This window comes from Aeromonas sp. Marseille-Q7275, from assembly GCF_965119515.1.
Genome location: NZ_CBCPLW010000020.1, coordinates 39812 through 52591 on the forward strand (window position 1 = coordinate 39812; position 12780 = coordinate 52591).

At 63.4% G+C, this 12780-nt stretch carries 10 protein-coding genes; 4 read left to right on the top strand and 6 right to left on the bottom strand.

Annotated elements, in window-relative coordinates; all coding sequences use genetic code 11:
- The first annotated feature begins 157 nt into the window (after positions 1-157).
- Positions 158-1225: a M28 family metallopeptidase gene (locus ACWPWQ_RS17205; protein ID WP_342059115.1), complete on the top strand. Its 1068-nt coding sequence runs from the start codon at positions 158-160 to the stop codon at positions 1223-1225.
- A 195-nt stretch (positions 1226-1420) separates the two neighbouring features.
- Positions 1421-2602: an aminotransferase-like domain-containing protein gene (locus tag ACWPWQ_RS17210; protein WP_454010339.1), complete on the top strand. Its 1182-nt coding sequence runs from the start codon at positions 1421-1423 to the stop codon at positions 2600-2602.
- Between the two features lie 116 nt (positions 2603-2718).
- Here ACWPWQ_RS17210 and ACWPWQ_RS17215 read toward each other — a convergent pair whose 3' ends face one another.
- The gene (locus tag ACWPWQ_RS17215) at positions 2719-4269 is read right to left on the bottom strand and encodes an EAL domain-containing protein (protein WP_454010340.1); all 1551 of its coding nucleotides are present in this window, start codon (positions 4267-4269) and stop codon (positions 2719-2721) included.
- A 281-nt stretch (positions 4270-4550) separates the two neighbouring features.
- Between ACWPWQ_RS17215 and ACWPWQ_RS17220 the strand changes: the two genes are divergently transcribed.
- A complete protein-coding gene (locus ACWPWQ_RS17220) occupies positions 4551-5456 on the top strand; it encodes a TIGR01777 family oxidoreductase (RefSeq protein WP_454010341.1) in 906 nt (301 codons plus the stop codon).
- 63 nt (positions 5457-5519) lie between these two features.
- On the opposite strand, the gene ACWPWQ_RS17225 is transcribed toward ACWPWQ_RS17220, so the two are convergent.
- Both ACWPWQ_RS17225 and ACWPWQ_RS17230 read right to left on the bottom strand, forming a co-directional pair.
- The gene (locus tag ACWPWQ_RS17225; RefSeq protein WP_454010342.1) at positions 5520-7961 is read right to left on the bottom strand and encodes an ABC transporter permease; all 2442 of its coding nucleotides are present in this window, start codon (positions 7959-7961) and stop codon (positions 5520-5522) included.
- A gap of 88 nt (positions 7962-8049) precedes the next feature.
- Positions 8050-8775, bottom strand: a complete 726-nt coding sequence (locus ACWPWQ_RS17230) for an ABC transporter ATP-binding protein (protein WP_043132953.1) — start codon at positions 8773-8775, stop codon at positions 8050-8052.
- A gap of 57 nt (positions 8776-8832) precedes the next feature.
- On the opposite strand from ACWPWQ_RS17230, the gene ACWPWQ_RS17235 reads away from it, so the two are divergent.
- On the top strand, positions 8833-9441 hold the full coding sequence (locus ACWPWQ_RS17235; protein ID WP_454010343.1) for an arylesterase: 609 nt from the start codon (positions 8833-8835) through the stop codon (positions 9439-9441).
- 104 nt (positions 9442-9545) lie between these two features.
- Here the strand turns inward: ACWPWQ_RS17235 and ACWPWQ_RS17240 are convergent, their stop codons facing one another.
- The 3 genes from ACWPWQ_RS17240 to ACWPWQ_RS17250 form a co-directional block, all read right to left on the bottom strand.
- Positions 9546-10490: a chemotaxis protein CheV gene (locus ACWPWQ_RS17240; RefSeq protein WP_139435995.1), complete on the bottom strand. Its 945-nt coding sequence runs from the start codon at positions 10488-10490 to the stop codon at positions 9546-9548.
- Positions 10491-10839: 349 nt separating this feature from the next.
- The gene (locus ACWPWQ_RS17245) at positions 10840-11910 is read right to left on the bottom strand and encodes a porin (protein ID WP_404837840.1); all 1071 of its coding nucleotides are present in this window, start codon (positions 11908-11910) and stop codon (positions 10840-10842) included.
- A 318-nt stretch (positions 11911-12228) separates the two neighbouring features.
- Positions 12229-12639: a CBS domain-containing protein gene (locus ACWPWQ_RS17250; RefSeq protein ID WP_139435991.1), complete on the bottom strand. Its 411-nt coding sequence runs from the start codon at positions 12637-12639 to the stop codon at positions 12229-12231.
- Positions 12640-12780: the final 141 nt, after the last annotated feature.

Here is a 12780-nt window from a genome sequence, read left to right on the forward strand (position 1 = left end):
TAGGCCCAAGGCGCAAGTGTTTCGCACAACAAATCCCCCCTGACTGACCAATTCCGCCACTGCGGTTGACAAATGCCACCCCCTTCACAGAATCTGCGGGGCGTCAGGTGCATCCTGACGCGGAAAAATAAAACCATACACAACAAAGGATTGCAGTATGAAAAAAGCCCTTTTGACCCTCGCCATCTCGGCCCTGCTGGCCGGGTGCAACCCCTCGGACAATGACTCCCAGCCCCCTGCGCCCGCCACCCAGGCCTATGAATACCTGGTGCAGCTGAGCTCGAGTGCCGAAGGCATAGGTGCCAGACCCACGGGCACCGAGGCCGAGACCCGTGCCGCGGCCTGGATCCAGGACCATCTGACCGGCTGGGGCTACGAGGTGCAGAACCAGCCCTTCAGCTACACCCGAAGCGGCACCGAGAAGCACTCCCAGAACCTGGTCGCCGAGCTCAAGGGCCAGAGTGACAAGGTGATCCTCATCGGTGCCCACTACGACAGCACCGGCGAGAAGAAGGGCTCCGAAGGCGCCACCGACAACGGTGCCGGTGTCGCGGCCCTGCTGGCGGTCGCCGAGGCGCTCAAGGGAGAGACCCTGCCCTACACGGTGCGCTTCGCCTTCTTCGGGGCGGAGGAGAACGGCCTCAACGGCTCCAAGGCCTATGCCGCCAGCCTCGACAGCGACGCCGTCGCCAAGCTGCTGGCCATGGTGAACTACGACACCATAGCCGGGGGCGACATCGTCTACGTCCACTCCGCCCACTCCGACGTGGCCGAGTACAACTGCGCCGAGCCGGGCCGCTACAGCTTCGATCCCAAGGTGCGCGATCGCCTGCTGGCCATCTCCAAGCAGAGCGCCACCCCGTTCGCCATTCACCCCAGCTACGACGGCTACCCGGAAGGGGAGACCGGCAGCTGGTCGGATCATGCGCCTTTTGCCTGCCTGGGGGTGCCCATCGCCTACGTGGAGGCCACCAACTTCACCATCAACGGGGAGGATGGCTATGACGGCTACTCCCAGAGCACCAACCCGGCGCTGTGGGACTGCTACGACGAGGCCGGCAAGAGCGCCTGCGATCGGGACAGCGAGACCCAGTGGGGCAAGATCTGGCACACGGAGCACGACCGCCTCGACAAGATGGCCGAACTGTTCCCGGGCCGGGTCCAGCAGCAACTCGGTGCCAACACGGATCTGATGATCAGCTTCTTGAAAGATCCCGGGCTCTGAGCTCAGGGCAGATGAACGCCTGGCAGGGGTTTTGGCGCCCCCGGCCAGGGTAGAGACGATAAAATTCGGGCAGGTGCCAAACCTGCCCTTTTTTATGGATTTTTGTGACAGCCATTGCCTCATTTCTGAAATCTGATACAAACGGATAACCTGGCGGTTGAATGGAGCGACCGCCACCTAGTCAGAGAGAACCCTATGCAGCCGTTTTTTGCCCAGCGCTTCGAGAAGGTCGAGCCTTCCTTTATCCGTGAAATCCTGAAAGTCGCCGCCAATCCGGAGATCATCTCCTTCGCCGGCGGCCTGCCCAATCCCCACCTGTTCCCGGTCAAGGCCATCGAGCAAGCCTGCCAGGACGTGCTGCGCGAGCAGGGCGCCGCGGCGCTGCAATACGCCACCACCGAAGGGTTCGCCCCGCTGCGCCAGTACATCGCCGATCGCTACCAGAGCCGCCACGGCATGGAGGTCAACCCGGACAACATCCTGATCACCAGCGGCTCCCAGCAGGCGCTGGATCTGCTGGGCAAGGTGCTGGTGGACGAAGGGCAGGATCTCATCATCGAAGAGCCGGGCTACCTGGGTGCCATCCAGGCGTTCTCCGTCTATCAACCGAATTTCAGGCCCATCACGCTCGGGGAAGAGGGACTGGATCTGGCCGCGCTGGATGCGCTGCTGGAGCAGGGTTCCAGCGCCAGGCTGCTGTACGGCGTACCGAACTTCCAGAACCCGAGCGGGGTCTCCTATAGCCGTGCCAACCGCGAAGCCCTGGCCGAGCGGCTGGTGCGCCACGATCTGCTGATAGTGGAGGACGACCCTTACGGCGAGCTGCGCTTCGAGGGGGAGCACCTGCCCCCCATCGCCAAGCTGGCGCCAAACAATACCGTACTGCTCGGCTCCTTCTCCAAGACGGTGGTGCCCGCCTTCCGTCTGGGCTGGATGCTGGTGCCGGACTGGCTGCGCAAGAAGGTCACCATCGCCAAGCAGGCCACGGACCTGCACAGCAACGCCTTCAGCCAGCAGGTGCTGCACCGCTTCCTGACCGATCACTCCCTCGACGCTCATCTGGAGAAGATCAAGGAGGTCTATGGCCGCCAGCGCGCCGCCATGGAGGCCGCCCTGAGCCGTCACTGCCCGCCCGGCGTCAGCTACACCCGCCCCGAGGGGGGCATGTTCCTCTGGCTGACCCTGCCAAAAAGCGTCAGCGCCATGGCCCTGTTCGACGAGGCGATCAAGGAGAAGGTCGCCTTCGTGCCCGGCGCCCCCTTCTATGTGCGCCCCGAGATCCAGAACACCCTGCGCCTGAGCTTCTCCTGTGTGGATGAAGCCACCACGGAAGAGGGCATCAAGCGCCTCTGCCGCGCCCTGTCCCGCATGCTCTGAGCCTCTGGGGATGAAAAAAACCAGCGACCCGGGTCGCTGGTTTTTTTTATGCCTCGCTCTCAGCCCTTGTCAGCAGGCGAACAAGCCATGGGCACCGAGCACCTTGGCGCTGACCCTCAGGCTGACGGGGGCTGCTGGGTGGGCAGCAGGCTGGCAAAGGCCGTCATCGGCATGGGCCTGCCATAGAAGTAGCCCTGCTGGAAATCCACCTGGCGCTCCCTCAGGTAATCGGCCTGCACCTGGTTCTCCACCCCTTCCGCCACCAGCAGCAGACCGAGCCGGGTCGCCAGATCGATGACGTTCTCGACGATGTGGCTGGAGAGCGCATCCGAGCCAATCATGCCGACGAAGCTCTTGTCGATCTTGAGGAAGTCCACCTGGAAGGCCTGCAGATAGGTCAGGCTGGAGTGGCCAGTACCGAAGTCGTCGATGGCGATGAAGACGCCGAGCTGATGCAGTTCGGCAAACAGCCGGTCTGTCGTCTCGTCCGCTACGATGAGCTCCCGCTCGGTCAACTCCAGCACCAGCTTGATGGGGTTGTTGCGGAAGGCGTCGATGAAGTCCCGGCAATCGTCCAGCAGGCTCAGATCCTTGCAGTGGCTGGCGCTGATGTTGAAACCGAAGTGGAATCCCCTGGGCAACTGATCCGCCAGGGGGGCAAAGGTCTCCCGCACCTGGGCCATCAGCAGCCGGGTCATGGGGACGATGAGGCCGCTGTCTTCCGCCAGCGGAATGAAGCGATCCGGCGAGATCATCCCCTGACGGGGATGCTGCCAGCGCATCAGCACCTCGCAGCCACTCCAGTGTGCATCCTTCCCCGTCACCACGGGCTGCAGATAGGGGATGAACTCCTGCTGATCCAGCGCCCGCTTCAGCTCCTGGGTCGGGGAGGTCGATCGCCCCATCAGCCAGAAGATCCCCACCCCGAACAGCACGCTCAGAAGGGGGTAGACTATGATGCCGACCTTGGAGTAGTCCCAGATGTGGGCCCTGTATTCATCGACCGATACCCTGGTCACCACCTTGAACGGATACTTGCCGGAGGCCTCCTCCAGGTAGCCCGGACTGTCCGACGGGATGAGGCGGTCGGTGAGCTGGCTGTCCCGCAGCAGCATCTCCTGGCCGACCACCAGCCCGAGGGGGGAGTTGCGGCTCAGCATGTCCAGAATGTTGAGCAGGTAGTAGCCATCTATCCCCACCAGCACGCTGAACCTGCCCATCTCCTCCCGGTAGACGATGAGGGGGCGATTCGGGGTGACGGGGTTGCCCTTCATGAGATCCAGCTTGCCACCCACGTAGTCGCCCAGCTGGATCTCCCCGCTGACAGGGCCATAGAGGGAGGTGCAGTAGATGGTCGTACCCTCTGCCAGGTTGACGCTGCGCACATCCGGCACCGTCGCCACCTGATCCCGCAGCCCCTGAACCACCTCGAGGCAGGGCTTGTTCAGACTGCCGGCAAGGGCCGATGCCGCCAGCTGGGCGTTGTCCAGGGTGCGGTCGAACATCAGCCTGGCATGTTGCAGCCGCTCCACCGCATCCTGCTGCACTCCGGCAGCGGTCTGCCAGGTGATGACGGCGAGCCCCAGCACCATGGGCAGCAGACCCGCCAGCAGGGCACAGGCCAGCCGGACATAGAATAGACGCACCCTTAAACGACGAAATGGCATAACCGTCCTCATGGTCACGGCGAAAAAGCAGGCGAGTTTACCCGCTGCTGCCCGCTTGGCAAGCAATGATGATGCGCTCGGGTGAAATCCAGATGGCACCCGCTCTGGGAGGCAAGCCCCCCTCCCCATTCAGCTCCCATGCCTTTCGCCAGCGCCAGCACCCTGGCGCAAGGCGCGCGAGGCGGCGCCATCATGAATTTATAATGCTCATAAAAACAGGAGCTTGTCCATCCAGTGCCCAGCCTCTAGAGTAGAGCCAACAGCCATCAGGGAGGCAGCACATGAAGATACTGATCACGGGGGGAACGGGCTTTATCGGCCGCCGCCTGGTGGCACACCTCAAGGTGGCGCACGAGGTGGTGGTGCTGACCCGCCAGGGCAGCCGGGCCTATGAGCTGCTTGGCCATGACGTCACCCTGCTGGACAACCTGGACCGGCTGGACCACCTCAATGACGTGGACATCGTCATCAACCTGGCCGGGGAGCCCATCGCCAGTGGCCGCTGGAGCGAGTCCCGCAAGCAGTTGCTGTGCAACAGCCGCTGGCTGCTGACCGAGCAACTGGTGGATCTCGTCAAGCTCTCCAGCACGCCCCCCAGATTGCTGCTGAGCGCCTCCGCCATCGGCTGGTATGGCCGCCAGGGGGATGAGCCCCTGGACGAGCGCTGCCACCATCCCCACGACGAGTTCACCCACCGCCTCTGCCAGCGGTGGGAGCAGCTGGCCCTGCAGGCCCGCAGCCCCCAGACCCGGGTCTGCATAGTGCGCATCGGCCTGGTGCTCGGCACCGATGGGGGCGCTCTGCCCAGGATGCTGCCCCCCTATCGGCTGGGGCTCGGTGGCCCCATGGGCCCGGGCACCCAGATGATGAGCTGGATCCACGTGCAGGATCTGGTGCGGGCCATGCTGTTTCTCCTCGAGCACGACGAGTGCGAGGGGATCTTCAATGGCACGGCCCCGCAGCCGGTCAGCAATCGCCAGTTCAGCCAGACCCTGGCCGGCACGCTGCATCGCCCGCACCTCTTCTTCGTGCCAGCCCGGGTGCTTCGGCTGCTGATGGGCGAGGCGGCGGATCTGCTGCTCACCGGCCAGCAGATCCTGCCCGCACGCCTGCAGGAGGCGGGGTTCCACTTCACCTATCCGGCCCTCCCCGAGGCACTCGGCAACCTGCTGCAGTCCCCGCGCTGAAACCACCATGAAAAATCCCGACCTGGGTCGGGATTGTTACTATTGGCACCTCGCCAGCGGCCGTCAGAGCAGCCCCTGTCCCAGACCTCTTAGCCGGTCGCTCAGGGTGCCCGCCAGCAGCTGACGGCGCATGCCCTGACCGGCCAGGGTCACCAGCAGAGCCCCCAGCAAGGGCAGGCCGGCCCAGATGGCCCAGTGGAACTGCCACTGGCCATCGAACCACCACCACTGCAGGCCAAAGGAGCAGAGCTCCACCACCATGGCGGCGCACAGCCCCGCCAGGGCGCCGCTCGCCACCAGCTCCCAGCGCAGCATCTTCTCGAGCAGTTTGCTGCCCGCCCCCAGGGTGCGCATCAAGAGCAGCTCCCGGCGCCGATGGGCCATGCTGGCCTGGGTCTGGGTCAGCAGCACCAGCAGGGCGGCCACCGTCACCAGCCCCAGCATCAGCCCCAGCGCCCGGCTCACCTGATCCGAGACCAGGGTCAGCCGCCCTATCAGATCCTCCACGTCGATGAGGCTCACCGTGGGGTGGCGACGGATGAGCTCCACCTCGGCGCTGCGTCCCTCAGGCGGCAGACGATAGCTGCCAAGCCAGGTCTGGGAGAAGGGGGCCAGCACGTCCGGCGAGAAGATCATGTAGAAGTTGGGTCTCATGTTGTCCCACTTGATGGACCTCAGGCTGGTCACCCTGGCCTCGAAGCTGCGCCCCTCTATGGTGAAGCTGAGGGCGTCCCCCAGGGCGATGCCGAGCTGGCCCGCCAGCACCTCGTCGACGGAAACCTCCCCCTTGCCGCCAAGCCACTGGCCCGAGGTGACCTGGTTGTCGGGGGGCAGGGTCGCCGTGGTGGTGAAGTTGAGCTCGCGGTTCACCCCCTCCCGGGCCGCATCCTCACCCACCGCCTGACCGGCGATCCGGGTCAGACGCCCGCGCACCATGGGGTAGAAGTCCGAGGTGATGGCACCGGCCTTGTGCAGATCCGCCAGTATGCCGTCGCGCTCCCCGTCGGCCACATTGACCAGGAAGCGGTTGGGGGCATCCGCGGGCAGACGGGCGGAAAAATCATCCAGCAGATCGACCCGCGCCGCCCACAACAGCCCGAACAGCATGAGCGCCAGGGCAAAGCCCGCCAGCTGGAACAGGCCGCTGCCGCGCTCGCGGGAGAGGTGACTGATGGCCAGACGCAGGGCATGAGGGCCCTTGAGCCGACCACCGAGTCGCAGCAGCCCGGAGGCCAGCAGCGCCAGCAGCACCATCAGCAGCCCCATGCCCCCGATGAGACCGAGCGCCAACCTGACATCGGCGGTAAAGCCCCAGACCAGGGCAAACAGACCGAGCAGCCCCACGGGCACCGTCAGCCAGGGGGGAATGCCCGCCTCCAGCTCCCGACGCAGCACCCGCAGCGGCGGCACCTTGAGCAGGCGCAGGAAGGGGATGAAGGCCAGCAGCAGGGTGATGAAGAAGGCGACCGCCAGACCCAGGGCAAAGGGGCGCCAGGAGGGCGGCGGCAGATCAGCTGGCAGCAGATCCCCCAGCAGTTGCAGCGTCAGCCACTGCATGGCGCTCCCCGCCACCAGGCCGATCAGGGCACCTATCAGGGTCAGGGAGGCGAGGAGCGTCCCCATCAGTTGCCAGAGGGTACGCCGCGACGCCCCCAGCGTCTTGAGCAGCGCCACCATGTTGGTCTGGCGCTCGGCGAAGTGACGCACCGCTATGCCCATGGCCAGGGCCCCCAGCAGCACGCCGGCCAGGGACGCCAGGCGGAAGAAGCGCTCGGCATTGGCCAGGGACTTGCCGACCTGGGAGCCCTCGTCGCCCGGCTTGATCAGCTTCTGCCCCGCCGTCAGCTTGGGCTTGAGCCAGCGCTCATAGCGGGCGACCCCCTCCCGGGGCCCCTTGATGAGATAGCGCCACTGCTGGCGGCTGCCCGGCAAGAGGGCGCCGGTCGCCTCTATATCGGCGCTGTGGATCAGCGCCCTTGGCGCCATCTGGAAGGGGCTGAAGCCCTGATCCGGCTCCTGGCCCAGCTCCCCCGCCACCGTCAATCTGGTGTTGCCGACCTCCAGCTCGTCCCCGAGTTTGGCACCGAGCAACTGCATCACCCGGGCGGAGAGCCAGATCTCGCCGGGCGCAGGGGCACGCTGGGGCATCAGCTCCAGCTTGCCATAGAAGGGGAAATCGCTCGGCACGGCGCGAATGGACGCCAGCTGCAGGCCGTCGCCGTGAAACAGCATGCTGTTGAAGCTGACCGTGGTCTGGACGAGGAGCCCCTCCTGCTTCGCCTGGGCGAGCCAGGCCTCGGGCGCCGGGGTGGCGGAGCGCAGCACCCGATCCGCCCCGATGAAGTCACGGCCCGAGGCCTTGAGCCCCGCATCCAGCCGATCCGCCACCAGGGCCACGCTCAGCACGCAGGCCACGCTCAGGGCCAGCGCCAGCACGAACCAGCGCAGCTCCCCGCTGAATCCTTCCCGGCGCAGCAGTTTGAAACCCAGTCTCCATTGACTCATGACTTGCTCCTCGCCTGCGTCAGTCCGGGCAGCCACTTGTCATTGACGCCTTCCCCGCACATTAACGTGAACCCCAATCGCCATTGATTCATGACAGCTCCCTGACACGGGGAGCCAAGGTGGCTTCGGATGCTGGCGCATCTGCCTCCAGCCGTCCCGCCGCCATCACCAGCTGCCGCTGGCAGCGCTGGGCCAGCTCATGATCGTGGGTCACCACCACTAGTGTGGTGTTGTGTTCGCGGTTGAGACGAAACAGCAGTTCGATCACCGTCTCCCCCGTCTTGCTGTCGAGGTTGCCGGTGGGCTCGTCCGCCAGCAGCAGGCTGGGGCGGGTCATAAAGGCCCGGGCGATGGCGACCCGCTGCTGCTCCCCCCCGGACAGGCGCGGCGGCAGGTGGTGCAGCCGCTCGGCCAGCCCGACCTGGGTGAGCAGCTCGCGGGCCCTGGGCTCACAGTCGGTCTCGCCGCGCAGCTCGGCCGGCAGCATGACGTTCTCCAGGGCGCTCAGGGTGGGCAGCAGCAGGAAGGACTGGAACACGAACCCCACCTGCTCGGCGCGCAGTCTGGCCCGCCCCTCCTCGTCCAGCCGGGTCAGGGACTGGCCCAGGATCTCTATCTCGCCGCTGCTCGGCAGGTCGAGTCCGGCCAGCAGGCCGAGCAGGGTGGACTTGCCGGATCCGGAGGCGCCGACCAGGGCCAGCGTCTCGCCGGTATTGACTTGCAGATCGATCCCTTCAAGGATGGTGAGACTTTCCTGGCCGAGGCGAACGGTTTTGCCGAGCCCCCTGACGGTGATAATGGGCGTTGAACTCATGATGCGTTTCCTGTTTGCCTTAACCTGTAATGACAATAGATCCTGGGAGTTGAATGCATGACCCGTGTCTTGTTCGTCTTGAGTTGCCTGTGTTGCTGGATCTCATCGGTCCAGGCGCAAACCCTGCTGGTACTGGGGGACAGCCTGAGTGCCGGCTACCAGATGCAGGCCGAACAGAGCTGGCCTGCCCTGCTCAACGAGAAGTGGCAGCAGCAGGGTGGCGAGCACAGGCTCATCAACGCCAGCATCAGCGGTGAAACCACCCAGGGAGGGCTGGCCCGCCTGCCCGCCCTGCTCGAGGAGCACAAGCCTGACTGGGTACTGATCGAGCTGGGGGCCAACGATGGCCTGCGCGGCTTCGCCCCCGCCATCACCCGGGCCAACCTCACCAAGATGGTGGAGCTGGCCAAGGCCAGCCAGGCGAAGACGGTGCTGACCCAGATCCAGCTGCCCCGCAACTATGGCGCCCGCTACCTGCAGCAGTTCGAGCAGATCTTCCCGGAGCTGGCGCAGGCCAATGACCTGCCGCTGATGCCCTTCTTTATCGATGATATTGCGCTTCGCCCTGAACTCCTGATGAACGATGGCCTCCATCCCACGGCCGAAGCCCAGCCGCAGATCCGCGACCGGGTCGCGAGCTTTATCGAGCCCCTGCTGACCCAGTGACCCCAGGGGACGGCATTGGCCTCCTGCCCGCCAAAACAGAACACCCGCCAAGGCGGGTGTTCTGTTATCGAGCTGGCTTGAGGCGATAAGCCCTTGAGTCGGGTTCAAGCTCCCAGGATCTGGCGCATGCGCTCCTGGGTGACCCCGACCAGCAGATCAGGCTGGAACTTGGAGATGAAGCGGTCGCATCCCACCTTCTTGACCATGGCCTCGTTGAAGTTGCCGCTCAGTGAGGTATTGAGGGTGATGAAGAGATCGGCCATGCGCGGATCGCTGCGCACCTCGTGGGTCAGGCGGTAGCCATCCATCTCCGGCATCTCGGCGTCCGTGATCATCAGCATGATCTCGTCGGTCACCTTCTTGCCCGCATCGCACCACCCCTTGAGCAGCTTGAGCGCCTGCAGCCCATCCTGGCACTCGATCACCTCGAGGCCGAGCTGGGCGAGGGTCTCGCGCACCTGATTGCGTGCCGTGCTGGAGTCATCGACGATGAGCACCCGGCGCCCCTGCATCTGGGGCAGGATCTCCTTGTCCAGCACTTCCGCCGAGATGCGGATGTCATAGGTGATGATCTCCGCCAGCACCTTCTCCACGTCGATGATTTCGACAATCTGGTCGACCCCGCCCTCCGGGATGCGGGTGATGGCGGTGAGGTAGTTGGCGCGCCCCGCCGAACGGGGGGGCGGCAATATGTCCTTCCAGGTCATGTTGACGATGTGGGCCACCTGCCCCACCAGGAATCCCTGAATGGTGCGGTTGTATTCGGTGATGATGAGGTTGGATTCGTTGTCGACCGCCATGGGGCGCATGCCGATGGCACCGCGCAGGTTGATGACGGGAATGGAGACGCCGCGGATGTTCGCCACCCCGCTGATGTTGTGATGGGAGCCCGGCATCTTGTTGAGATGGGGCAGCTTCACCACCTCCCGCACCTTGAAGACGTTGATCGCAAACAGCTGCTGGGATCCCAACCGGAACATCAGCAACTCCAGGCGATTCTCCCCCACCAGCTGGGTACGTTGATCCACTGAATCCAATATGCTCGCCATATAAAGCCCTTACGTCCGTTTTCCGAGTGCCGCCCCGCCAGAGGGGCGCCAGCATGCCAACCAGACCCGCATTCCCCCGGCAGGAGCAACGCAAGTCTCTATAGAAATAATGAAAAGGGTCGAGAAAAGATAGGATCTTGACCGCGGGGCGTGATCCTCACCCCATAGCCCCATGCCAGCAGCCCTCATCTCCATCGGCCCGACAAAGAGAGTTATCGACCAGCAGGGAAGAATGCTGAACCCGGGATTGGCCTGATGGCCGAGAAAGGGCACATCTGGTGTTGCGCCCATAAAAAAACCGGCCGCGAGGCGGCCGGTCAAAAAATACAGTAGGCAGTCAGGGAACGACTTAGAAGTGGTACTGCATGGCCACGCCAACGACGTCGTCGGTGTTCTGGCCAAACTTGTTGTACCCGTCAGTGCCGTCGCTGTTCAGCAGGTTGGCCTTGTAATCAACGTAGACATCGAAGTTGTCGTTGATGTTGTACCAGGCACCGATGGACACGTACTCGGTCAGGGTGTCATCCAGGTTCTGGTCGGAATCTTTCACGTCCAGGCGGTTATACGCCAGGGACGGCTTCCATTGACCCCAAGTGTACTGAACCACGGCTTCGTAACCGTTGCTCTCGGAGGCATAACCGTCGTTGCCAGCCTGGTTCACATAGACGTGATTTTCACCGTAGGCGTAGGTCGCGGCAGCGTACAGGTTGTTGGCGTTGTACTTGATACCGACTGCGGTCAGCTTGGCGTCTTCGCTGCCACCGAAGTTGGCATTGGCAGCCTGATCGGCAGTCTTGCCAGCCTGGTTATAGGCCAGACCCAGGCTGATGCCCATGTCGAAGTTGTAGTTGGCAGACAGGGCGTAGCCCTCTTCGGAGCCCCTGGTCCAGCTGGACGCGCTCTCGTTCTGGGCTTCGTTCTCGCCGGTGAACTGGGCACCCAGCACCAGGCCGTCGAAGGTGTAGAGGTACTGAGCCAGGCCGTTGGTACGACCGGTACCGAACACTTCGGTACCCTTGCCCAGGCCATCTCCGCCCCACTCCGGCAGAACGTCGGTGTAATCGTTAACGGCCTTGGCAATCAGACCGTCCTGACGACCGTAGCTGAAGGCGCCGAAACGATCGTTCTTGACACCAACGTAGGCATAGCGCAGCTCGTTGTCGGAGCTGTTGGTCGGTACGTTGTACTCGACGAAGCCGTTGGCGACGGTCTCTTCGTTGATGCGGGTCTCACCACCGATGCGCAGACGCAGGTAGCTCTGATCGCCACTCTCGTCGTCGTTGTCGCTACCGTAGTACATGCCTTGAACACGGCCACCGATGTCAAGCTTGGTACCATCCTGGTTGTAAACGGTAGAAGCTTGTGCACCACCGGCCAGCAGCAGGCTGGAGATGGCCATCGTCAATGCTGTCTTTTTCATTGTTCGTTCCTCTGAGGTGTAAACCAGACCTGTGCTCGGTCGTTGTCATTTTGAATCGGGTTCATTTCCGATGACCTAGGGTAGATCTGCGAACCTTGATGGGAACTGAAGCTGGGGTCGATTAATTAGAAATACTCTATTTATCCCGTTTGTCGCGACACTAAGTGTCACAAACACAGGTTAATGCGGAATTTTAAACCATTAAAATTAAAATATCAGAACAACAGAAATGCCATATCTCGACATGGCAGACGTTTGTATCGAGGAAGAGTCAATGAAAACCCGGCAAAGCAGGATCCAGTCGCTCCCAGGGACGCCTCAGACAGGTTGCCAGTCCCGCATGACGCGCAGCAGGTCTTTCCAGCTGACGATGCCGACCAGGGCGCCGTTTTCCAGTACCGGCAGGCAGGAGACATGCTGCTCCAGCATGATGGCCGCGGCTTCCGGCAAGGACGAGTCGGGAGAGATGGTGATGGGCTGGCGACTCATGATCTGATGGGCCCGCCGGTTGAGGGTCTCGGTGTCGCGGTTCATCTCGGCATCCGTGTCGAGATAGGGGCTGAGGGCGCGCAGCAGATCCCGGTCCGAGATGACTCCCACCAGCACGTCATCTTCCAGCACCAGCAGGTGGCGAAAGTGGGCCTGCTCGAAGATCGCCTTGATGACACCCAGCCTGTCATCCATGGAAACGGTCGCAACCCGGGTCGTCATGATCTCTTTAATCAACATGGAAGCCTCCTGCCCCCTGACAGATGTCTCTGTTATGGCACGTTTTTCTTGCCGCAGCCAGCCATGCCCGCCTGCCTCAAGTGCAAATCCGAGTCATTTCACGTAAGATCCGCGCCAGTTTCTCCCCTTCATTGAGCCAAG

What these genes read in the sequence shown, in the direction of transcription:
- ACWPWQ_RS17205 (WP_342059115.1), top strand. Translation starts at nt 158, where the DNA reads ATGAAAAAAGCCCTTTTGACCCTCGCCATCTCGGCCCTGCTGGCCGGG.
- ACWPWQ_RS17210 (WP_454010339.1), top strand. Translation starts at nt 1,421, where the DNA reads ATGCAGCCGTTTTTTGCCCAGCGCTTCGAGAAGGTCGAGCCTTCCTTT.
- ACWPWQ_RS17215 (WP_454010340.1), bottom strand. Translation starts at nt 4,269, where the DNA reads ATGCCATTTCGTCGTTTAAGGGTGCGTCTATTCTATGTCCGGCTGGCC.
- ACWPWQ_RS17220 (WP_454010341.1), top strand. Translation starts at nt 4,551, where the DNA reads ATGAAGATACTGATCACGGGGGGAACGGGCTTTATCGGCCGCCGCCTG.
- ACWPWQ_RS17225 (WP_454010342.1), bottom strand. Translation starts at nt 7,961, where the DNA reads ATGAGTCAATGGAGACTGGGTTTCAAACTGCTGCGCCGGGAAGGATTC.
- ACWPWQ_RS17230 (WP_043132953.1), bottom strand. Translation starts at nt 8,775, where the DNA reads ATGAGTTCAACGCCCATTATCACCGTCAGGGGGCTCGGCAAAACCGTT.
- ACWPWQ_RS17235 (WP_454010343.1), top strand. Translation starts at nt 8,833, where the DNA reads ATGACCCGTGTCTTGTTCGTCTTGAGTTGCCTGTGTTGCTGGATCTCA.
- ACWPWQ_RS17240 (WP_139435995.1), bottom strand. Translation starts at nt 10,490, where the DNA reads ATGGCGAGCATATTGGATTCAGTGGATCAACGTACCCAGCTGGTGGGG.
- ACWPWQ_RS17245 (WP_404837840.1), bottom strand. Translation starts at nt 11,910, where the DNA reads ATGAAAAAGACAGCATTGACGATGGCCATCTCCAGCCTGCTGCTGGCC.
- ACWPWQ_RS17250 (WP_139435991.1), bottom strand. Translation starts at nt 12,639, where the DNA reads ATGTTGATTAAAGAGATCATGACGACCCGGGTTGCGACCGTTTCCATG.